This window comes from Streptomyces sp. NBC_01445, assembly GCF_035918235.1.
In the GTDB taxonomy this organism is placed as follows: domain Bacteria; phylum Actinomycetota; class Actinomycetes; order Streptomycetales; family Streptomycetaceae; genus Streptomyces.
On record NZ_CP109485.1, the window covers coordinates 2,466,260 to 2,487,351 of the forward strand.

A 21,092-nucleotide genomic window follows, 5' to 3' on the forward strand; every position below is an offset into this window, starting at 1 on the left:
AAGCGGAATGCGGACCGAGGTGCTTGGCCGGTGATCAGCTGCTGGGACGGCAGTCTCCCCGGCCGCGTCGGCACACCCGGCATGGAAGGGAAGCCACCGTGACTGCACAAACCATTGATACGAACACTGTCACGACGCTGGTAGCAGACGCCGGTGCGGCACCCTCCCTGCACAACGCACAGCCCTGGGCGTTCCGTTACGTTCGCAGCTCCGGCGTCCTGCGCCTGTACGCCGACCTGGCGCGCGACCTGCCACGGACCGACCCGGAGAAGCGAGGCCTTCATCTCGGGTGCGGCGCAGCGCTGCTCAATCTGCGCGTGGCCGCCGCTTCGGCGGGGCTGGAGCCAGTCGTCCGGCTACTCCCCGACCCGGACGACACAGACCTTCTCGCCGAGGTGCGGCTGAGCGACACCGCGCACCCTGACACGGCACTCGCCCGCCTGCGCCCGGCGATCCACCGCCGGCACTCCAGCCGCTTTCCCTACCGTGACGTCGAAATCCCTGCCGCCCTGAGGGAACGGATATTCGGCGCGGCCCGCGCTGAGGGCGCGCAGTTGCTGTTCCCAAGTGCCTGGCACGTGCAGGAAATCGTGGAATTGGCGGGTGACGCCGAGGGGCGGGAAGCAGACGACCCAGAGCTGCGCAGGGAAACGGTGCAGTGGACCCGCACAGAACCGGTCGATTCCGCCGAGGCGGCCGACGGCGTCCCCGCCGAGGCGTTCGGCCCCGGCCAACGCGGGACCACAGCGCCGGTGCGCGACTTCACCGCCGGCCGTCCGATGCCACAACGTGGCTGGGCGACTTTCGAGAAGAACCCGCACGTCGCCCTGCTGGGTACAGATCACGACGGGCCTGCCGACTGGCTGCGCGCGGGACAGGCACTGCAGCGTGTCCTGCTGCAGGCGACCATGGACGGGCTCGTCGCCTCGATGACCTCCCAGCCCCTGGAGTGGCCGGAAACCCGATGGGCGGCCCGCGACCCCCTCTCCGCCATGGCCCACGTACAGATGGTGCTCCGGCTCGGCTACGGCCCCGACGGCCCCGCGAGCCCTCGGCGACCGGTGGCCGAACTGCTCGACATCATCTGAGAAGGGTGTGTCGGAACACCTGCGTCACGGTGCAAAGAGAGCGGTCGGAACTCGATGGCAAGGAGTAGGCGCATGAAGGTCTCGCAGGTGATGGCCTCTCCGCCCGTGTGCATCGCACCCAACGACTCCCTGGCCGAAGCGACCCGGCTGATGGCACAGTCAGCCGTCGGCTCCCTCCTCGTCATCGAGGACGGAGTGTTGCGCGGCATCGTCACCGACCGCGACATCGCTCTGCGTGGCTTGGGTGGTGGCCTGGCCCCGGAGACCCGGGTGGACGCGGTGATGTCGGCACGGGCGGTCGTCGTCGACGTCGACGACGACATTCAAGCGGCCTACCGGACGTTCCGCCGCACCGGGGTACGCCGCCTGCCTGTGCTGCGCGAAGGCGAGGCGGTGGGTGTGCTCACGATCGATGATCTCTTCCTCGACGTCTTGCGGCGACTGGCGGACTTGCTGGGACCGGTCGCCTGGAGCGTACTGCGGGAGCCGCCCGGACCTCCGCATGAAGGTGGGGCTTCGGTTGAACCGTGAATCGGACCCTCCGGAAACAACCGCTCTGCACGGGCTGCAGACAACTCTTGCCGGCTGTCGCCTTCCCCTGGACCGAAGTCCGCGCCAAAGCATCGAAACCAGCAGGCGGATCAAGCGCAGCCCGGCAGGCCGAACCGCTCCTGCAGGGATGGGACCTTCGGGCCGGATCAGGCCCTCTCGGCCCTCCCCCGTCCAAGGCAGAGCAAGGAGGCTGGCTGTGTGGGCTCCGGCTCCCGGAACCCGACGCACCACAAGGAGGCCACCATGACTCCTCACGTCACCGCCGGTGTGGACGGCTCCCCCGAAAGCCTCGCAGCCGCAGGCTGGGCCGCAAGGGAAGCTGTTCTGCGTGACGTACCGCTGCACCTTGTCCACGTGGAGGCGTGGCCGGTCGCCCCGGTTCCACTGGCGTTCACGCCGTCGACGGACGTCTGGTCCGAGAACCTGCTGCGTGACTCGGCGGACCGGGCACGCAAAGACCACCCCGGGCTGGAGGTCGTCACCGAGCATGCGCGTGGCCGTGCGGGGGACAAACTCACCGTCGCCGCGGACAAGGCCGATCTGACCGTACTCGGTTCGCGCGGGGTCGGCGGCTTTGTCGGCTTCCTCACCGGTTCGGTGTCCCTTGCCGTCGTCGCAGCGGCAACACAACCTGTGGTCCTGGTTCGAAGTGAGAATGGCACGCAGGCACCATCGGAACCAGCCATCACCGATCAAGGCTCGGGAGGCATCGTCCTGGGTCTCGACATCTACCATCCGTGCGACCCGCTCATCGCCTTCGCCTTCGGTGAGGCCGCCCGCAGGGGCGGGACCCTGCACGTCCTGCACAGCTGGGCCCTTCCCGCCTCGTACGGGTACGCGGCCATCACCGACCCTGGCATCGGCGTCGAGCTCGGCCGACACGCGTCCGAGGGTCTGACGGGGTTGCTGCGACCCGGGCGGCCCAGGTTCCCGGGGGTGCAGGTCACGAAAAAGGCCGTGGTCGGCGTGGCAGCCGGCGAACTTCTCCATGCTGCGCGGGGGCGGACCTGGTCATCGTGGGGCGTCAGCGGCGCCGCCTTCCGCTGGGACCTCATCTCGGCCATGTCGCACAGGCGGTGATCCACCACAGCGCAGCGCCGGTGGCCGTCGTCCCCTACGAGTGACCGCGCAACAGCGGGATCCCGGTTGCCCTGTCTCCCGGCGCTTCCACGGCCCTCGTATCGCGTCGATCATCCCCACGCTGAACATCCACACCGGGCGGAAGCGCAGGGTGTCGCTGTTGTGGCGCACGAAGTCCTTCGCCGACTCCAGCCACGCCTGTCATTGGATCGCGCTGCCGAGGACCAACGCCTCGAACGTGTCGGCGTCCCCCACCTCGGCCACCGGACACGCACAGGCGTCCACGCCGCTTGCGGTCAGGCGCGCTGCCAGGTGCCGTGCGATCTCGCGGGTCGAACTGTCTGCGGTGGCGCATCCGACCAGAAGTTTCATGTCCCACCTTGCGGTGTGAACCCGGTCGCTGAGCTGGAAGATCGGGACAGTGCTCGTCACGCGCGCTGCGGCACGATCGCCACCGGGCAGTCCGCGTGATGCAGCAGAGTGTGGCCCACGCGGCTGAGTTGGAGGCCGAAGTGTCCGTGCCGACGCTGGGTTCCGATGATCACAAGGTCCGCGGCGGCAGAGCGGTGCAGAAGCACCTTCCGCGCCGGCCCCTCGGGGGTCACCCGATGCACCTTGACGTCAGGGTGGTCCGCCATCGCCTCGTGGAGCACGGCGTCGAGCCGGGCCGACGCCTCGTCCTCGTGGTAACGCTCCGGTGCGTCGGCGAGCAGGGGGTGGTCCGTGGTCTCGTGCGCGGGGCAGCGCCAGGCCCGTACGGCATCGAGAGTGCACCCGCGCGACTCGGCCTCACGGAAGGCGAAGCGCACCGCCTCCGCGCCTGTGGCGGGGTCGCCCACGCCGAGCAGGATCCGCTCGTGCTGACCATGGAGTCCGGCCTTGTCACCGCGGACCACGATCGCCGGGCATTCGGCGCGAGCCGCCACCCCCAGGCCGACCGAGCCGAGGAGCAGGCCCACCAGTTCACCCCGGCCGCGTGATCCCGTCACCACCGCCGTCGCGTTTCGGGCTTCGCGCAACAGCGCGTAGACCGGGTCTTCCGGTAACGCCTCGGCCGAGACCTTCACATCTGGGTTGCGCCGCATGGCCCGCTCCGCGGCGGATCCGACGATGTTCTGCGCCGTCACTTGTTCGGAGGGCCGATCCAGGGTGCCCGGCAGAGCGGGGCCTTCGTAGCGCTCCCATCTGGAAGCGTGGACGAGCCGCAGAGGGACACCGAGCCGGGCCGCTTCGTCGACCGCCCAATCGATGGCCACAAGGCTCGAATCCGATCCGTCGACACCCACGATCAGGGGCAATTGCATCTTCCCCACCGCCTTTCACTGCACGTTGTCACGACGTGCCACGCGCCTCATGGGCCAAGGGCCATGCGCCGAGTTCGCTGCCGGTAACCAGCTCTGGCTCGATACGGAAGAAGATGTCATGGCAAGAGGCCCTCCAGGAGCGTGGGCCGGTCCGGCGCAGCCTCCCGTACTCGGCGGCGTCGGTCACCACTGTGGCGCGTCCGGTGACCACCACACTCCATCCGGAGTGCACAGCCGGATCGACTTCGTCCGCCTGGAAGGCGACCACCACACGGTCGATCGCGACCGCAAGCTGTGACTCTGCCGAAGTCCGCACCACCACGGCGAAATCGGCATCAAGGCAGAAGGGGACGGGCAGCACCGCAGGAAGGGCGTGGCGCGTGTGGACGATTCGGCCGACGCGTGCCGTGGCCAGGAGCCGCAGGCACTCCTGCCGATCGAGTTCTCGAACGCCGTCCTTTTGATACATCACCGGGTTCAACTCTCCCGCGGTACAGATGCCGCGCTTCATTCCGTCGGAGCGAGAGCGACGGGTTCGCGGCCATCGGTCCAGGTCCACAGCTGAGTGGACCCCTGTCCACACCGACGGCTTCATCCCTCTCGGCACACCACGATCCGGCGCCCGCTGATGCTGTCCGGGTCAATGCGTACCCACATGTCACGCTCGCCCCCGGCCCAAGGAGCGCTGTAGGCGAGCGCGTTCAGCCGTCGCACGGCGTCGGCATCCGACACGGCCCTGGCGTGCCCCTGCAGCAGCACGCTCCAGCCTTGGCTCAGAGCCTCGTCGATGTGGTCGACCTCAAAGGCCACATGGGTGCCGACGGCGGTCGCGGGCGTCGCGTCCGGTGCCGTCCTGTAAGCGATCGCGCCATCGACGACGCTGTAGTTCAGGGGCATGACGAACGGCCCGGCCGGGCTGTCGATGGCGACCCTGCCCACACCGTGCGTCGACAGCCGCGCCCAGCACTCCTCCACACTCAGTTCGGTCAACTCGGGGTGGCGGGCTGCCCTGCCGATGCCGGGTGGCAGGTCCACGTCGCCGCCGCGCAGCGCCGACAGGCGGATGTCCAGGACGTCGGCCAGCCGGATCAGGACGCTCATGCCCGGCATGGCGGTGGACTTCTCCTCCAGGTACTGCATGTACGCCGGTGCGATGCCCGCCCTGGCAGCCGTCTCCTCACGGGTCAGACCGAGTTCCTGGCGTCGTTGAGCGATGCGGCGCCCGATGTCGCCCTGTGCGCCGCTCGCCGGTACAGCCGCCGCGTTCGGTGATGCCTTTTCGGACATGGCTCTTCACCTCTTCCTGTCAGGAGGACCTGGTTGTCAGTGCGTCGTGCCGAGGCTCGCCGAGGACAACCTTGAGCGCGCCGGTGTCGGCGGCGCGCGAGAAGACGTCGTACGCCTCCTCCATGTCGTCGAGCGAGAAGCTGTGGGTGACCATGGACGACGCCGGCAGGCGACCGGCGGCCATCATGCGCAGCAGAGTGGGCGTGGAGTGCGTGTCGACCAGGCCGGTCGTGATCGTCACGTCCTTGATCCACAGGTCTTCGAGGTGGAGAGTCGCCGGCTTCCCGTGTACACCGACGTTGGCGACATGCCCGCCCGGTCGCACCATGCGCGTGCACAGTTCAAAGCTCTCCGGCACCCCCACGGCCTCGATCACCACATCGGCGCCCAGGCCCTGCGTGAGGTCCGCCACCAACTGCTCGGCCTCGTCGCCCGCGAGGGCCACGGCGTCGGCACCCAGATTCTTCGCGGCGTCGAGCCGGAAGGGGTCGAGGTCCACGGCAATGATCTTCTCGGGGGTGAAGAACCCTGCCGTGGCGATCGCCGCCAGCCCGATGGGACCGGTCCCGACCACGACGACGGTGTCTCCGGGCGCCACGCGCCCGTTGAGGACACCCACCTCGTAAGCGGTGGGGAAGATGTCGGCGAGCAGAACGGCGTCCTTGCTGTCCACCGTGCCCGGCAGAAGGTGGGTGGACAGGTCGGCATGGGGGACGCGGACGTATTCGGCCTGGGTGCCGTTGATCAGGTGGCCGAGAATCCAGCCGCCGCCGCCCCGGCACTGTCCGTACGTACCCTCCCGGCAGAAGCGGCATCGGCCGCATGCCGTGATGCACGAGACCAGGACCCGGTCGCCTGGGCGGACACTGCGTACGTCGCTGCCCACCTCGACGATCTCACCGACGGCTTCGTGCCCGAGCACCGTGCCGGGACTCACCTCTGGCACGTCGCCCTTGAGGATGTGCAGATCCGTCCCGCAGATGGTCACGGCGTCGACGCGGACAACGACATCAGTGGCGTCCTGGATGCCTGGGTCCGGTACGTCCTCCCACGCGGACGTACCGGAGCCATGGAATACGAGTGCCTTCATGGCGCTTCCTCCCGGTGCCTTCCGACCGTCAGTCATGCCGATGACAGCGAGGCTCCTGCGCGCTTCCCTTCGACGTGGCGCCTGTTCCGACGGCGGCGGCTGTCGCTGCGCGGTTGTCCTTCTCTCGGAGCAGCCTCGTGTTTCCAGCGTGCCTTTACGCGAGGCTCCCCACATGGGCCGGGCGGTCCCCATCGGCAGGCGATGCGGGGCCGTTCGGGCCAACCGCGAAGTCAGAGCAGGCAGAACCCGCTTCGCCCCTGCACCGGCGCTGCGACTGCCATACGAAACGCGGCACTGCGGACGGGTGCTTGACGCGATTGAGCACCACATGGCCCGGAAGCCGGTCTGGTCGGCCTCTGCCACCCCCGCCCTCCCGGGGTATCCCCTTCTTGTACTGGGGGAGGTGACGAGGAGGTGCAGCGCCATGCGCAGGACCAAGCCACTGAGGTGCTGGCGGTGGCGGTGTCGGAGCAATCCGTTACGCCGCCGCGACGACATCGTCGAGACCTGGATCATCCTCGCCATGTGGGTGGTCATCAGCCTGGGCGGAGCTCTCGTCGGCGTGATCACCGCACAGGCCGCCGAAGCGTCGTTCGCACAACTGCGGCACGATCGGCACCCGGCCCGGGTCGTCCTCGTCGAGAGCACCACCCGTGCGATGCAGACGGAGGAAGGCAACACCAACCGCCCGGTTCGGGCGAAGATTCGATGGACGGCGCCGGACGGATCCGTCCGGACCGGCCGCGCCCCGGTGGACTCCGGCCGCAAGGCCGGTTCACGCGTCACAGTCTGGCTGGACAGCAACGGGCAGTTCACCGAGAAGCCGCCGGCCGCGAAAGCGGCTGCCGTCGAGGCGGGCACGCTCGGCACGGGTGCCGCACTCGCCTTCGGCGGTCTGGTCTTCGCCGCGGGGCGCCTCGCGCAGTGGCGACTCGACCAGCGGCGCTACGACCGGTGGGGTCGCGAGTGGGACCAAGTCGGGCCTCGTTGGGGGCGCAGGACGACATGACGCGGGCCTCGTCGACCCATGTGTGTGGCTGGCGTCCGGACCTGAGGCCGGGGGTGCCGGAGGAACATGCGGCAGCCACACATCCGACCGGGGCGAGCCCTGTCGGAGGCCGTGGGCGGTGCCATGCGGACCGCCCGCAGGGCCGGGTGGCCCATGGCGAGAAAGTCCTGCTCAGAGAGACCTTGGAGGTGGGAAGACCTCCGCTCGAGGAGAAGGCAGGACCATGAACGCTTCTCCCACCGTCACGATGGTGCGGGCATTGCCCGCCGAATACAGGGAACGGCTGATGAGCGTCGCCCGCGAGGTGTCGTTCCCACAGGGCACCCGTCTGTTCAAGGAGGGCGGTCACGCCGACCGGTTCTGGATCATCCGCAGCGGCAATGTCTCTCTCGACCTCCATGTGCCGGGCCGCCGCGAAGCCGTCGTGGAGGCTCTCACCCACGATCAACTCGTCGGCTGGTCCTGGCTGTTCCCACCGCACACCTGGCACCTGGGCGCCGAGGCGACGAGCCCGGTTCGTGCCTACGAGTTCGATGCCGCCGCAGTGCATGACATGTGCCGGGAAGATCCAGCGCTCGCCGCTTCGGTGACCCAATGGGTGGGCAGCGTCGTCGCCCACCGGCTGCAGGCCACGCGGACCCGACTGCTGGACCTGTATGCGCCTTAGGGCAGCGGCAGTGCTCTTTGACCACCGAGTTCCCTCCGCGCGCATCGCCATGCAAGATCGCGTATACATGGCCTCCCTCACTCGCAGGGCGGGGCCCGGCCACGCGGACCGCTCACCGTGCCGCTCATCCGAGCTGGGCCAGTCGGCCCTAGTGCATCCGGCCGCCGAGGGATAATGATCGTCGTCAGAGACAACCTGTGGTCCGCTCGGGGAACGAGGGGTCGTCATGGCCGAGGCACGTACCTTCACGGAGCAGAACCCGATCCGTGTCTTCCTGCTGGACGACCATGAGGTCGTCCGGCGCGGCCTGTCCGACCTCCTGAACGCGGAGCCGGACATCTCGGTGGTCGGGGACGCGGAGAACATGGAGCACGCGCTGGCCCGCGGACCGGCCCTCCGGCCGGACGTCGCCGTCCTCGACGTCCGGCTCCCCGATGGAGACGGAATCAGCGTCTGCCGGGAACTGCGCAGCCAGATGCCGGAGTTGGCCTGTCTGATGCTGACGTCGTTCGACGACGAGGAAGCCCTGCTCGACGCGATCATGGCCGGGGCATCGGGCTACGTGCTCAAGCAGATCAAGGGTTCCGACCTGGTTTCGGCGGTACGTACGGTCGCCTCGGGACAGTCGATGCTCGATCCCGCGACCACCGCACGCTTGATGCGGTCCCTGCGCACCGACCCTGACGCCACGCCGGAACTCGCCCCGGAGCTGGCAGGTCTGTCACCGCGCGAGCGGGACATCCTGGCGCTCATCGGGGACGGTCTGACCAACCGCGAGATCGGCAAGCGGCTCTACCTGTCGGAGAAGACCGTCAAGAACCACATCTCGCGACTGCTGGCCAAGCTGGGCGTTCACCGTCGTGTCCAGGCCGCAGTACTCGCCACCCAGCTGGAACAGCACGACGCCGGCGATCTCCCCCTGCGGTGAGCCCTGCGCGGGCGAGTCCCGCCGCGGCGCAACCGCTGGGGCGGGACTGACTTCGCAAGGGCTCCCCCGCGCCGTCAGGATCCGGCGCCGCGTCAGGCCATGGGTTGGACGGGTGCCCGCCACACAAGTCGTGTCCCCCCTCCCTCCTCACGCTCGCCGAGCGTAAAGCTGCCGTCGAGGGCGATCGCCCGCTCTTCCATGTTCCTCAGGCCGCTGCGTGCGACGCCGCTCGGCACCCCACAGCCGTCGTCCGTCACCACGAGTGTCAGCTCACCCCCGCCGCAGCGCAGCCGTACGTCCACGGCCCGCGCTCCGGCGTGCCGTGCCGCGTTACTGAGCGCTTCCCCCAGCACCGCGACCACCTGATCCGCGATGGCACCCGGGACATCCGTCTCGACGAGCCCCTCGATCCGCAGCGCGGGCAGGAACCCGAACGAGGCGGCCGACGTCTTCACCAGGTCCGAGACCCGGCCGCGCAGACCCGTGGCGCCCGGCCCGGCCTCGCCGTGCGTACGCAGTCCGAAAATCGTGGAACGAATGATCTTGATGGTGTCGTCCAGGTCGTCGACCGTCCGCGCCAGCCGCTCGAGGCCCTCAGGGTGGTCCATGAAGCGCTGGGCGCTCTGCAACGTCATCCCTGCCGCGAAAAGCCGCTGAATGGCCAGGTCATGCAGATCACGAGCGATGCGGTCACGGTCTTGCAGCAGCACGATCCGTTCCGCGTCCCGCCGCCGTTCGGCCAGCTCGAGTGCCAGTGCCGCCTGATCGGCGAAACCGAGGAGCGGTCCGGTGTCCTCATCGCCGAACGGCGGCCGGCCCGGCACACGCCCCAGGATCAGCACACCGCGCGCCTTCCCGCTGGTACCGAGCGGCACAGCGGCCACCGGACCGAGGCCAGTCCATTGCACCTCGCCCTCGCCCGTGCGGGAATCGTGCCCGATGTCGGCGGTGACCACGGGTTCGACCGAACTCAACGCGGCACCGACGAATCCCTCCACAGAAGACAACACCAGGCCACTGCGTCGCTCCGCGTCCAGACCGACCGCGAGCACGGGCCGCAGCACTTCGTCGCCCTGCACCCACTCCGCGATCATCCCGGCGTCCGCGGAGACGATCTTCCGGGCCTGCTCGGCGATCAGCTCCAGTACCTCGGCACTCGAGGCCCCGGTCAGGAGCATGCTCGTGACCCTGCCGCTGGCCCGCTGCCAGCGCTCGCGGAGTCTGGTCTCCTCGTACAGTCGTGCGTTCTCGATCGCGACGCCCGCCGCCACCGCAAGCGTGGAGAGCACCGCCTCGTCCTCCGCGTCGAACTCCTTGCCGCTGCGCTTCTCGGTGAGGTAGAGGTTCCCGAACACCTCGTCACGCACCCGGATCGGTACGCCGAGGAAGGAGTGCATCGGCGGGTGGTTGGCCGGAAAGCCGTACGAGTTCGGATGCTCCGAGAGTTCCGGCAGCCTCAGCGGTTCCGGGTGCCGGATCAGCTCTCCGAGGATCCCATGTCCGCTGGGCAGCGCCCCGATGGCCGCGCGGTGCTCGTCGTCGATGCCGACCGTGAGGAACTCGGACAGCTTGCGATCGTCGCCGATCACTCCCAGCGCCCCGTACTCGGCGTCCACCAGCAGCACGGCGGCCTCGACGATGCTCCTCAGCACATGGGGCAGATCAAGCCCCCGGCCCACCGAAAGGACCGCTTCCAGCAGGCCGTGCAACCGGTTCTGGATGCCACGCGCCGCGTCGATGCGCACCTGCAGCTCGCCGAGCAGGTCATCGAGGCGCAGCTTCGGCAGATACTGCTCGGCGCCCCCCGCCCCTTCCCCGCTCATCGCTTCCTCCAACCGACTCACGCAGACAGGCAGAAGGGACGAAATTCCCTGTCTTCACCGTACTGTCCGGGACGGCTCGGCATCACGCTCAACGCATCGAAGAGGAACGATTCCAACGAAAGGGGCGGTCGGTGAGGAACAACGGATCGCGCGTGCGCCGGGCGACCAGCCGGGCAGGTGCGTGACTGCCGGCGAGTCCTCCCGGTTGCCCGCCCGTGGCGGTGATCCTGCCGCGCTCGTCCGCCCTCCGGAGCTGCCGAAGTGAATGCGTACACCTCGCCCCGGCTGCCGGAGTGCTGCCGTCACAGACCGTGACGATAGCCGCGCCTCCGCCGCTGTAGATCCGACATGCCCCACGACCGAGCCGGGTGCGGGTCGCCTGCACGACACTTTGTTCCCATATCGTCGTGCGCCGATGCCGGAATCCGTCCTGGCTTTCGGGCCGTGGTCGAGGAGCGAGCCATGAGTACGACGGCGTCTGCCGAGGCGGGGGAGCTGAAGCGGCACCTGGGCGTGTTCGACGCCGTGATGATCGGGCTCGGGTCGATGATCGGCGCGGGGATCTTCGCCGCGCTCGCCCCGGCCGCCGGCGCGGCCGGGTCCGGTCTACTGCTGAGCCTGGCGCTGGCCGCAGCGGTGGCGTACTGCAACGCCACCTCCTCGGCTCGCCTGGCCGCCCGGTACCCGCAGTCGGGGGGCACCTACGTCTACGGACGCGAGCGGCTCGGGGACTTCTGGGGGTACATCGCCGGCTGGGGCTTCGTGGTCGGCAAGACCGCCTCCTGTGCTGCCATGGCGCTGACGGTGGGCTCCTACGCGTGGCCCGGTCAGGCGCACGCGGTCGCGGTCGCTGCGGTGGTGGCGCTCACCGCGGTGAACTACGTCGGCGTGCAGAAGTCCGCGTGGCTGACGCGCGGGATCGTCGCGGTCGTCCTGGCGGTGCTTGCCGCCGTGGTCACAGCCTGCGCGCTCGGCGGCACGGCGCGGGCAGCGCGTCTGGACGTCGGGACGGACGCCACCTTCGGCGGCGTGCTCCAGGCGGCCGGACTGCTGTTCTTCGCCTTCGCCGGCTACGCGCGCATCGCCACCCTCGGCGAGGAAGTCCGCGACCCCAAAAGGACCATTCCCCGCGCGATCCCGACCGCCCTCGGCATCACCTTGGTCGTATACGCGGCCGTCGCCGTCGCCGTGCTCGCGGTGCTCGGGCCGGACCGGCTCGCCGACAGCGCGGCGCCGCTCGCTGAGGCCGTGCGCGTCGCCGGTGTGCCAGGCCTGGCTCCGGTGGTGCGCGTCGGGGCGGTCGTCGCGGCGCTCGGTTCGCTGCTGGCGCTGATCCTGGGGGTCTCCCGCACCACGCTGGCGATGGCACGCGACCGGCACCTGCCGCATGTGCTGGCCACCGTCCACTCGCGGTTCAAAGTGCCGCACCACGCCGAACTCGCGGTCGGCGCGATGGTCGCCGTCCTGGCCGCGACCACGGATGTGCGCGGCGCGATCGGCTTCTCCTCCTTCGGCGTGCTGGCCTACTACACCATCGCCAACGCCTCGGCCTGGACACTCACCCGGACCGAGGGGCGCCCCGCGCGGATCGTGCCCGTCGTCGGCGCAGCGGGCTGCCTGGCCCTGGCCTTTGCCCTCCCGCTGGCCTCTACGCTGTGGGGAGCGACAGTGATCGGGGCCGGCACTGCCGCCTACGGCCTGCGCAAGGCCCTGGACCGACGCGACGACTGACGCCCTCGGGCGACCAGCGGGCCGGTCCCCGGCGGGCAAACCTCACGGCCCGGCGCCGACAGGGCCCTCCGTCCTCGGCAAACGCGCCTGGGCGGGCGCCTTGTGCCAGCGCCCCGCGTACAGCTCACCTCCGACCGGGCGGACACCGCGTCGGCCCCTGCTCCGGTTGCGCGGCGTGACGCACTCGGCCGGATGTGCTCGGCCGTCACACCTGCGGGCGTCGTCCCTCAGCGTCCGGGCAGAGTGAGGGTGCAGGACTCTCCGGGCGCCACCGAGACGGTGCGGTCCGCGAGGGCGATGCCGATCGGGTCCCGGTCGGACGCCGGCACGGAAACCCGCAGCCGGCCCGCGCTCAGCCTCAGTTGCACACCGCGGTGTCCCCGGTAGCGGAGCGCGAACCCGTACTCGGACAGCTCGGGCAAGGGCACCGGGTCGAACCACAGCGCGCCACCGCGGGTCTCGAGGCCGGTCAGTCCGCGCTGAACGAGGTCGAGGGTGCCGGCCATGGCACCGAGGTGAATGCCCTCGCCCGTGGTGGCGCCCTGCAGATCCGCGATGTCACCCGCCAGGGCCTCGTGGACGTAGGTCCACGCCTCGGCCCGTCGTGCCCTGGCCAGCACCCATCCATGGACAAGGCTGCTCAGGGTCGAACCGTGGCTCGTCCGGCGGAGATAGTGATCGACGGTGCGACGCCACACGGTGTCGTCCAGCTCATGGCCCAATCGGCGGAACAGGCCCGCGAGTTCGGCGGGCGAGAAGAGATAGCCCAGCATCAGGACGTCGGCCTGCTTCGACGCCTGGTAGCGGTTGACGGTGTCGCCTTCGGCTTCAAGGATCCGGTCGAGGCGCCGGATGTCACGGTAACGGTCCCGGTAGGCAGGCCAGTCGAGCTCGGCCAGATCGCCGTATCCCTCGAACTGGCTGATGACGCCTGCGTGGTACGGCACGTGCAGCCTGCGGGAGTCGTCCCACAGGTCGAGCTCGGCCGGCTCGAGCCGGGTGGTCTCGCACAGGTCCCGGCGCACCGGTTCGGGCAGGCCGCGCAGGACGTCGAGGGTGCGGGTCAGCACCCAGGCGGCGGTGACATTGGTGTACGTGTTGTCGTCCAGCCCCGGATGACGGGCGCCGGGATACGCGTCGTGATACTCGTCGGGGCCGACGACGCCGCGGATCCGGTAGCGGCCCAGCGTCGGGTCGAGCTCCGCGACGCCGGCCCAGAACCTGGCGATCTGAACGAGCATCTCGATGCCCTTGGTATGCAGAAACTCCGTGTCGCCGCTCGCCTCGCAGTACTGCCACACGTTGTAGGCGATCGCTGAACCGACGTGGTGCTGGAGCCGTGAGTGATCGGGCAGCCAGCGTCCGGAGCGCGGATTGAGGTGGAGTCGCTGGGTCTCCTCGCGTCCGTCGCTGCCGCTCTGCCAGGGATACATGGCGCCGGTGTGCCCGGCATCGCGTGCAGCTGAGCACGCCTGTTCCAAACGGCGGTGGCGGTACGTGAGCAGGGCCCGGGAGACCTCGGGGAAATGCAGGTTCAGATACGGCAGGACGAACAGCTCGTCCCAGAAGACGTGCCCGCGATAGGCCTCGCCGTGGAGCCCTCGGGCCGGGACGCCGACGTCGAGTTCGGCGGTGTGCGGGGACAGGGTCTGCAGCACGTGGAAGAGATGCAGTCGCAGCACCGGCCCTGCGCTGGTCGGCACATCCAACTCCGCGTTGCGCCACAGCCTTTGCCACGCCGAGCGGTGTGACTCCAGCAGTGTCTCGAAGTCCGCGGCACGGCGGACCCGGTCGAGCGCCGCGTGCAGCGGGTCGCTGATGGCAGGGTCGCGCGAGGTGTGCAGGGCAACGGTCTTGTCGACCGTCACCGTGCACCCGTCGGCCAGGGAGAACCCGAGCACCTGGACGGCGCGGGCGTGCTCGTGCGCCACCGCCGTCTCCGCGTGCGCGTCCGCGACCGTGCGGGCCGCGAGGCCGATCCTGATGTCCGAGGTGCTGGTGCGGCAGCGCATCCAGACGGTGTCGGGCGCCGGCGATCCGGTCTGGACGTGCGTGAGGTGGCGATGGGCGAGCGCGTCGTAGCGCTCGACTCCGGTGTTGGTGACGGTCCCGTCCAGAGCCGACTCGACCTCCAGCCGCCCCGACCAGCCCTCGGCGGTGACCTCGGTCCGGAGCAGGGCGAGGTGCGGATCGGCCATGTGAACCACCCGCAACTGTCGTACGGCGAGACGCCGACCGTCGTCGTCCTCGTATCGCACGACGCGCTCCAGAGTGCCGGTACGGAGATCAAGACTCTGGCGGTGCTCGAGGAGCTTGTGGGTGTCCGGGGAGAGCCAGGTCCCGGCGTCCGTACGGAAGCGGAGTCGCAGCCAGTTGGGGAGGTTGACCATGTCTTCGTTCTCGACCCTGCGGCCGGCCACGTCCGAGGGCAGCCGGTTGTAACAGCCGGCTGCGTACGTGCCCGGGTAGTGGACGGCGTCGGCGGCGCATTCCGGTGCTGCTCCGCGGGTCGCGAAATAGCCGTTGCCGAGGGTGCACAGCGACTCCCGCAGCCTCTCCTGGGCGGGATCGTAGCCCTCGTACTCCAGTGTCCAGTCCCGCATCGTCAGCCCTCCCCCAGCAGTTCGCCGAGGTCGTCGACCACCAGATCCGCGCCGCGCTTCAGCAGCGCGCCCCGGGTGTCGGGGGTGCGAGCCCGGTCCACCCCCACGACCAGGCCGAAGCCGCCGCGCCGTCCGGCCTCGACTCCGGCCAGTGCGTCTTCGACGACGGCGGTCAGTCGGGCGGGAACGCCCAGGCGGCGCGCCGCCTCCAGGAAGAGCGCGGGATCGGGTTTCCCCGGCAGGGCAAGGCGTCCTGCCTCCGCGCCGTCCACCAGGACGTCGAAAAGGTCACGCACGCCCGCGCGCTCGAGGAGTTCCCCCGCGTGCCGGGAGGCCGACGCCGCGGCCAGCGGCACCCCGGCGGACCGCAGGGTGCGCACCAGCCGGACCGTGCCCGGATAGGCGTCGACCCCCTCGGCGCGCAGCCGCTCGGTGAAGACCGCTTCCTTATGGGCGGCGACGGCCTGGATCTCCGTACCGGACGGGTGGAGCCCCCGGGCACGGAGGAACGCGGCGGCTCCGTCGAGGCGTGATGTGCCGTCGACGTACCGCAGATAGTCGTCGCGCATGTCGAAGGGCGGTTGTCCCTGCGGGTCCCGGGCGTGCAGGAAACTGTCGAAGGCCGTCTTCCACGCGGCGGCATGCACCCGGGCCGAGTCCGTGACGACACCGTCAGTGTCGAAGACCACGGCTGCCGTACCTCGCAACGCGCGGGGCACGGTGGCCGTTCCGCTCCGTTCAACACTCATCGTTCGCCGGCCGTCGAGTTGGCGTCGTGCCGGGCGTCGCGTCCGTCATGGCGGTGAACTCCTTTGCAGGAACGGTGCCTTACGTGCTCCAGGCCCAGTTGGCGACCTCCGGCAGGTCGGTTCCGTGCTCGCGGATCCACGCGTGGTGCCGGGTGCGGGCGTCGGCCATGCACTGGCGTACCGCGGCGGCCCGAACACCGAGGCCGGGAACGCGGTCGATGACGTCCATCACCAGGCGGTAGCGGTCCAAGTCGTTGCGGACCACCATGTCGAACGGGGTCGTGGTCGTGCCCATTTCCCTGTAGCCGCGGACATGGATGTTGCCGTGTCCGGTGCGGCGGTAGGCGAGACGGTGGATCAGCCAGGGGTAGCCGTGGTAAGCGAAGATCACGGGCTTGTCCGTCGTGAACAGCCCGTCGTACTCGAAGTCGCTCATCCCGTGGGGATGTTCATCGCGGGGCAGCAGGCGGGTCATGTCGACCACGTTGACGACCCTGACGGCCAGTTCGGGCAGGTGGCGCCGCAGCAGGTCGGACGCCGCCAGGATCTCCTGGGTGGGGACGTCGCCCGCGCAGGCGAGGACGACATCGGGTTCTCGTTCCCCGTCGGCGGACCCCGCCCAGTCCCAGATTCCGGCGCCGCGGGCGCAGTGGGCGCGGGCCTGGTCCATGGAGAGCCAGTCGAAGCAGGGCTGTTTGCCCGCGACGACGACGTTGACGTAGTCCCGGCTGCGCAGGACATGGTCCGCGACGGACAGCAGCGTGTTGGCGTCGGGCGGCAGATACACCCGTACGACCTCGGGGCTCTTGTTGAGGACGTGATCCACGAAGCCGGGATCCTGGTGCGAGAACCCGTTGTGGTCCTGCCGCCAGACGTGCGACGTCAGCAGGTAGTTGAGGGAGGCGATCGGAGCGCGCCACTTCAGTGCCCGAGAGGTCCTGAGCCACTTGATGTGCTGGTTCACCATCGAGTCGACGATGTGGACGAACGCCTCATAGCACGAGAACAGTCCGTGCCGGCCGGTGAGGAGGTAGCCCTCCAGCCAGCCCTGACAGAGGTGTTCGGAGAGGATCTCCATGACGCGGCCGTGTCGGTCCAGGTGCTCGTCCACCGGGAGGGTCTGTGCCTGCCAGGCTTTGCCACTGGCCTGGTAGACGGCGTCCAGTCGGTTGGAGGCGGTCTCGTCGGGCCCGACCAGGCGGAAGTCACGACGGCCGGAGGTGTCTTCCATGATCCGTTCGAGGAGGCTGCCCAGGACGCGGGTGGGCTCGTGCTGGGTGGCGCCCGGCTTGTCCACGGGGACGGCAAAGCCGTCGAGGGGCGGGATCGGCAGATCGCGCACGAGACGGCCGCCGTTGGCGTGCAACGTGGCGCCGAGGCGGCGGTCACCCTCGGGGACGCACGCTAGAACGTCCGCGCTGGGCCGCCCCGCGGAGTCGAAGAGCTCCTCGGGGCGGTACGAGCGCAGCCAGGTCTCCAACTGCCGCAGGTGATCCGGGTTTTCGCGTACACCGGCCAGAGGGACCTGGTGGGCCCGCCAAGTCCCCTCGACGGGCACGCCGTCGACCTCAACGGGTCCCGTCCAGCCCTTCGGCGTACGCAGCACGATCACGGGCCAGCGCACCCGCTCGGCCACGCCGCCCTCGCGGGCCGTGCGCTGCATCAGCTCGATGCGGTCCAGCGCCCGGTCGATAGCGCCGGCCATCGCGCGGTGGACCTCGTGCGGGTCGTCGCCGGTCACATGGATCGGCTCGTGCCCGTATCCCCGCAGCAACTCGTCGAGTTCGGGCTCGGGGATGCGGGACAGAACGGTCGGGTTGGCGATCTTGTAGCCGTTGAGATGGAGGATCGGCAGAACGGCGCCGTCGTGGACCGGGTCGAGGAACTTGTTCGAGTGCCAGGACGCGGCGAGCGGACCGGTCTCCGCCTCCCCGTCGCCGATCACGCAGGCGACCAGCAGGTTCGGATTGTCGAAGGCGGCGCCATAGGCGTGAGCGAGTGAGTAGCCGAGTTCACCGCCTTCGTGGATCGATCCGGGCGTCTCGGGCGCCACATGGCTGGGCACGCCGCCCGGGAACGAGAACTGCCTGAAGAGGCGTTCCATGCCCGTCGCGTCACGCGTGACGTCCGCGTAGGTCTCGCTGTAGCTGCCCTCCAGCCAGGAGTTCGCGAGAACCGCGGGCCCACCGTGGCCCGGTCCCCACACGCACAGTGCCTCGAGGTCACGGGCTTTGATGGCGCGGTTCAGGTGAGTGTGGACGAGGTTGAGGCCGGGCGACGTTCCCCAGTGGCCGAGCAGGCGCGGCTTGATGTGGGCGGGTGTCAGAGGCTCGGCGAGCAGCGGATTGGCCATGAGGTAGATCTGGCCGACGGCAAGGTAGTTCGCGGCCCGCCAGTGGGCGTCCAGGGTGCGCAGTTCGTCGTCGGTCAGTACCGTGCTGTCCTGGTGTTCGACCTTGGGCATGGTGGCTCCGTAAGTCATCGGGGCAAGTCATCGGGCGGAGGAGGCGGCATGGCCGGTGAGAAGGCCGCGAAGGTGCCGCGCGCGGCGTACGAGCGGGAATTGCTGCGTCTTCAGACGGAGCTGGTGAAGCTTCAGGAGTGGGTGCGCACCGAGGGCGCCCGGCTGGTGGTCGTCTTCGAAGGACGGGACGCGGCAGGCAAGGGCGGCACCATCAAGCGGGTCTCCGAACACCTCAACCCTCGCGTCGCCCGGACCGTCGCTCTCCCCAAGCCGACCGAACGCGAACGCGGCCAGTGGTACTTCCAGCGTTACATCGAGCAGCTGCCGGCTGCCGGGGAGATCGCATTGTTCGACCGGAGCTGGTACAACCGCGCCGGTGTCGAGCATGTGATGGGCTTCTGCACCAAGGAGGAGTACCAACTCTTCCTCCGCCAATGCCCCGTATTCGAGCGCATGCTCATCGAGGACGGCATCCTGCTGCGCAAGTACTGGTTCTCGGTGAGCGACGCCGTACAACAGGAGCGGTTCAGCCGCCGGCTGGATGATCCGACGCGGCGGTGGAAGCTCTCCCCGATGGATCTCGAGTCGATCAGCCGGTGGGAGGCCTACTCCCGGGCCAAGGACCAGATGCTGGTGCACACCGACACCTCGGACGCGCCGTGGTTCGTCGTGGAGAGCGATGACAAGCGCAAGGCGCGACTGAACATGATCGCCCACCTGCTGGACTCCGTGCCCTACCACGAGGTGCCCCCTCCGGTGCTCGAGCTGCCGCCCCGGCCCCCGTCGACCGGCTACGAACGCCCACCGCGTGACCTGCAGACATACGTCCCCGACCACGCGGCGGGCATCTGAGCCGGCCACGCGCTCAGCCCCGCTGCGGAACGACGGCGACGGGACATCGCGAATGGTGCAGGGCCGTGTGCGCGACCTGGCCGAGCTGAAGACCGAGGTGGCCCCGGCGCCGCAGGGCACCGACAACCAGCAGGTCGGCCCGCATCGAGGCGTCCAGCAGCACCCTGCGGGCGGGCCCCTCGGCAGTCCGCCGACGCAGTTCCACCGACGGGTACTCCGCCGCGAACTGGCTCAGCGCCGACTCCAGGATCTCCACCGCCCGCTCCTCGTGCAAACGGGCGGGTTCTCCCGCAAGCAGCGGGTGCTCGACCGACTCGTGCGCCGGGCAGCGCCAGGCCCGCACCGCGTCCAGGGCGGCTCCACGGCGTTGCGCCTCCTGGAAGGCGAAGCGCACGGCCTCCGAGTTCTGCTGCTCCTCGCCAACTCCGAGAGCAATCGTGTGCAGCATCCCCGTCCTGGCCTGGTTGTCGTGACTGCCGCGCAGCACGAACACGGGGCAGTCGGCGCGAGCGGCCACCGCGAGGCAGACCGAGCCGAGCAGCAGCTCAGCGACACCACTGCGGCCACGCGATCCAAGGACCAGGGCACAGGCATTCCGCCCCTCGTGCAGGAGAGCACTGACCGCGTCTTCGGGCAGCACCTCGGTGGCGACCTTCAGACCGCTGTCACGGTGGTGGGCACGCCGCGCCGCAGTATCAAGAATGTCGTCGGCCAGCACCTGTTCCGAAGACCTGCCGAGGGTCTCGGCGAGCGCCGCTCCCTCATAGCGCTCCCACAACGACGCGTACACCAGCCGTAGCGGCACCCCACGCAGGACGGCCTCGTCCGCCGCCCAGTCCACCGCGCGCATGCTCGACTCGGAGCCGTCGACGCCCACGACCAGGGGGAGCTCCACAGCCTTCACCTTCCTTCACCGTCGTTTTCGGAGTCGCTCAGCGCCACGACGCAAGCCCACACCGGCGCTGTTTTCACGAGAATCACTTCTCCCAGGTGATCACTCATCGGGAACCACCGCGACAGGGGCGGTGGCATGGTGCAGTACGGCGTGGGTGACCCAGCAGGCCACCACGATGGCCCGCGGTACGCGAACGTGAACACACCGGCCAATCCGCGGCCCTCGACGCGCCACCGGGTAGCTGCGTCCACGGTGTGGGAGATCTTGAAGGACGCCGGGATCGACCCTGCACCCGAGCGCGGCTCCAGCACATGGCCGGACTTCCTGCGCTCCCAGGCCGACGCGCTGCTGGCCTGCGACTTCTTGGAAACCGTCACGTTGTCGGGGCCACGGATGTACGTGTTCGCGATGATCGAGCACGCCACCCTGCGTATCCGGATCCTGGGAGCCACCGCCCACCCGACGGCATCCTGGGTGACACAGACGGCGAAGAATCTCGTCATGGACCTCGAAGACGCCGGCTGCCGGGCTCGGTTCCCACTCCGGGACCGTACCGGGAAGTTCCCCGCACTGTTCGACGCCATCCTCCACGACGCCGGCATCGAGGTCGTACTCAGCGGCATTCAGATGCCGAGAATGAACTCCATCATGGAGAGGTGGGTGCAGACCTGCCGGCGCGAACTCCTGGACCGCACGTTGATCTGGAACCAACGCCATCTCTCCTATGCCCTACGGGAGTTCGAACAGTTCTACAACGGGCACAGGCCGCATCAGGGCATCGCCAATGCCCGCCCGATGCGCCCACTCCCCCAAACGATCACCGATCCGGGGCAGATCACCCGCCTCGACATACGACGACGCAAGCGTCTCGGCGGCATCCTCCACGGGTACGAACGTGTCGCATGACGTGCACGGATGACATTTTCGGCACGGACAGGGCCGGGCTCGGCCCGGAACACCCGTCGGCGCC

20 protein-coding genes are annotated in these 21,092 nt (G+C 69.4%); 10 read left to right on the forward strand and 10 right to left on the reverse strand.

The window, feature by feature from the left end; translation table 11 throughout:
- Positions 1 to 98: 98 nt before the first annotated feature.
- The 4 genes from OG574_RS11540 to OG574_RS11555 all read left to right on the forward strand — a co-directional run bounded on the left by OG574_RS11540 (position 99) and on the right by OG574_RS11555 (position 2,764).
- Entirely contained in the window at positions 99 to 1,088 is a 990-nt protein-coding gene (locus OG574_RS11540) for an Acg family FMN-binding oxidoreductase (protein WP_326773120.1), read from the forward strand.
- A gap of 72 nt (positions 1,089 to 1,160) precedes the next feature.
- The gene (locus tag OG574_RS11545) at positions 1,161 to 1,619 is read left to right on the forward strand and encodes a CBS domain-containing protein (protein WP_326773121.1); all 459 of its coding nucleotides are present in this window, start codon (positions 1,161 to 1,163) and stop codon (positions 1,617 to 1,619) included.
- Between the two features lie 264 nt (positions 1,620 to 1,883).
- Entirely contained in the window at positions 1,884 to 2,720 is an 837-nt protein-coding gene (locus tag OG574_RS11550) for a universal stress protein (RefSeq protein ID WP_326773122.1), read from the forward strand.
- Positions 2,684 to 2,764, forward strand: coding sequence for a hypothetical protein (locus OG574_RS11555; RefSeq protein ID WP_326778434.1), 81 nt, complete (start codon positions 2,684 to 2,686; stop codon positions 2,762 to 2,764). Before OG574_RS11550 ends, OG574_RS11555 begins: the two co-directional genes overlap by 37 nt.
- 157 nt (positions 2,765 to 2,921) lie before the next feature.
- On the opposite strand, the gene OG574_RS11560 is transcribed toward OG574_RS11555, so the two are convergent.
- From OG574_RS11560 to OG574_RS11580, 5 genes are all read right to left on the reverse strand, one after another.
- A complete protein-coding gene (locus tag OG574_RS11560; RefSeq protein ID WP_326773123.1) occupies positions 2,922 to 3,092 on the reverse strand; it encodes a hypothetical protein in 171 nt (56 codons plus the stop codon).
- 56 nt (positions 3,093 to 3,148) lie between these two features.
- Complete coding sequence (locus OG574_RS11565; protein ID WP_326773124.1) at positions 3,149 to 4,024, reverse strand: universal stress protein; 876 nt, start codon at positions 4,022 to 4,024, stop codon at positions 3,149 to 3,151.
- 28 nt (positions 4,025 to 4,052) lie between these two features.
- The gene (locus OG574_RS11570) at positions 4,053 to 4,493 is read right to left on the reverse strand and encodes a pyridoxamine 5'-phosphate oxidase family protein (protein ID WP_326778435.1); all 441 of its coding nucleotides are present in this window, start codon (positions 4,491 to 4,493) and stop codon (positions 4,053 to 4,055) included.
- A gap of 122 nt (positions 4,494 to 4,615) precedes the next feature.
- On the reverse strand, positions 4,616 to 5,311 hold the full coding sequence (locus OG574_RS11575; protein WP_326773125.1) for a helix-turn-helix domain-containing protein: 696 nt from the start codon (positions 5,309 to 5,311) through the stop codon (positions 4,616 to 4,618).
- A gap of 19 nt (positions 5,312 to 5,330) precedes the next feature.
- The gene (locus OG574_RS11580) at positions 5,331 to 6,401 is read right to left on the reverse strand and encodes a zinc-dependent alcohol dehydrogenase family protein (protein WP_326773126.1); all 1,071 of its coding nucleotides are present in this window, start codon (positions 6,399 to 6,401) and stop codon (positions 5,331 to 5,333) included.
- A gap of 424 nt (positions 6,402 to 6,825) precedes the next feature.
- Between OG574_RS11580 and OG574_RS11585 the strand changes: the two genes are divergently transcribed.
- The 3 genes from OG574_RS11585 (at position 6,826) to OG574_RS11595 (ending at position 9,005) form a co-directional block, all read left to right on the forward strand.
- Positions 6,826 to 7,410, forward strand: coding sequence for an Rv1733c family protein (locus tag OG574_RS11585; RefSeq protein ID WP_326773127.1), 585 nt, complete (start codon positions 6,826 to 6,828; stop codon positions 7,408 to 7,410).
- Positions 7,411 to 7,633: 223 nt separating this feature from the next.
- Positions 7,634 to 8,077, forward strand: a complete 444-nt coding sequence (locus OG574_RS11590) for a Crp/Fnr family transcriptional regulator (protein WP_326773128.1) — start codon at positions 7,634 to 7,636, stop codon at positions 8,075 to 8,077.
- Positions 8,078 to 8,303: 226 nt separating this feature from the next.
- On the forward strand, positions 8,304 to 9,005 hold the full coding sequence (locus OG574_RS11595) for a response regulator transcription factor (protein ID WP_326773129.1): 702 nt from the start codon (positions 8,304 to 8,306) through the stop codon (positions 9,003 to 9,005).
- Positions 9,006 to 9,097: 92 nt separating this feature from the next.
- Here OG574_RS11595 and OG574_RS11600 read toward each other — a convergent pair whose 3' ends face one another.
- The gene (locus tag OG574_RS11600) at positions 9,098 to 10,828 is read right to left on the reverse strand and encodes a sensor histidine kinase (RefSeq protein ID WP_326773130.1); all 1,731 of its coding nucleotides are present in this window, start codon (positions 10,826 to 10,828) and stop codon (positions 9,098 to 9,100) included.
- A gap of 462 nt (positions 10,829 to 11,290) precedes the next feature.
- Here OG574_RS11600 and OG574_RS11605 point away from each other — a divergent pair, with 462 nt between their 5' ends.
- Positions 11,291 to 12,559, forward strand: coding sequence for an APC family permease (locus OG574_RS11605; protein ID WP_326773131.1), 1,269 nt, complete (start codon positions 11,291 to 11,293; stop codon positions 12,557 to 12,559).
- 227 nt (positions 12,560 to 12,786) lie between these two features.
- On the opposite strand, the gene OG574_RS11610 is transcribed toward OG574_RS11605, so the two are convergent.
- The 3 genes from OG574_RS11610 to OG574_RS11620 form a co-directional block, all read right to left on the reverse strand.
- On the reverse strand, positions 12,787 to 15,162 hold the full coding sequence (locus OG574_RS11610; protein WP_326773132.1) for a glycoside hydrolase family 65 protein: 2,376 nt from the start codon (positions 15,160 to 15,162) through the stop codon (positions 12,787 to 12,789).
- A 2-nt stretch (positions 15,163 to 15,164) separates the two neighbouring features.
- Complete coding sequence (locus OG574_RS11615) at positions 15,165 to 15,911, reverse strand: HAD family hydrolase (RefSeq protein ID WP_326773133.1); 747 nt, start codon at positions 15,909 to 15,911, stop codon at positions 15,165 to 15,167.
- A 79-nt stretch (positions 15,912 to 15,990) separates the two neighbouring features.
- A complete protein-coding gene (locus tag OG574_RS11620) occupies positions 15,991 to 18,375 on the reverse strand; it encodes a phosphoketolase family protein (protein WP_326773134.1) in 2,385 nt (794 codons plus the stop codon).
- A gap of 48 nt (positions 18,376 to 18,423) precedes the next feature.
- On the opposite strand from OG574_RS11620, the gene ppk2 reads away from it, so the two are divergent.
- Positions 18,424 to 19,227 carry a polyphosphate kinase 2 gene (gene ppk2 / locus OG574_RS11625; protein WP_326773135.1) on the forward strand — a complete coding sequence of 268 codons (804 nt, stop codon included), beginning with the start codon at positions 18,424 to 18,426 and terminating at the stop codon, positions 19,225 to 19,227.
- A 13-nt stretch (positions 19,228 to 19,240) separates the two neighbouring features.
- Here ppk2 and OG574_RS11630 read toward each other — a convergent pair whose 3' ends face one another.
- Complete coding sequence (locus tag OG574_RS11630; protein ID WP_326773136.1) at positions 19,241 to 20,122, reverse strand: universal stress protein; 882 nt, start codon at positions 20,120 to 20,122, stop codon at positions 19,241 to 19,243.
- 150 nt (positions 20,123 to 20,272) lie between these two features.
- Between OG574_RS11630 and OG574_RS11635 the strand changes: the two genes are divergently transcribed.
- Positions 20,273 to 21,028, forward strand: coding sequence for an integrase core domain-containing protein (locus OG574_RS11635; RefSeq protein ID WP_326773137.1), 756 nt, complete (start codon positions 20,273 to 20,275; stop codon positions 21,026 to 21,028).
- Positions 21,029 to 21,092: the final 64 nt, after the last annotated feature.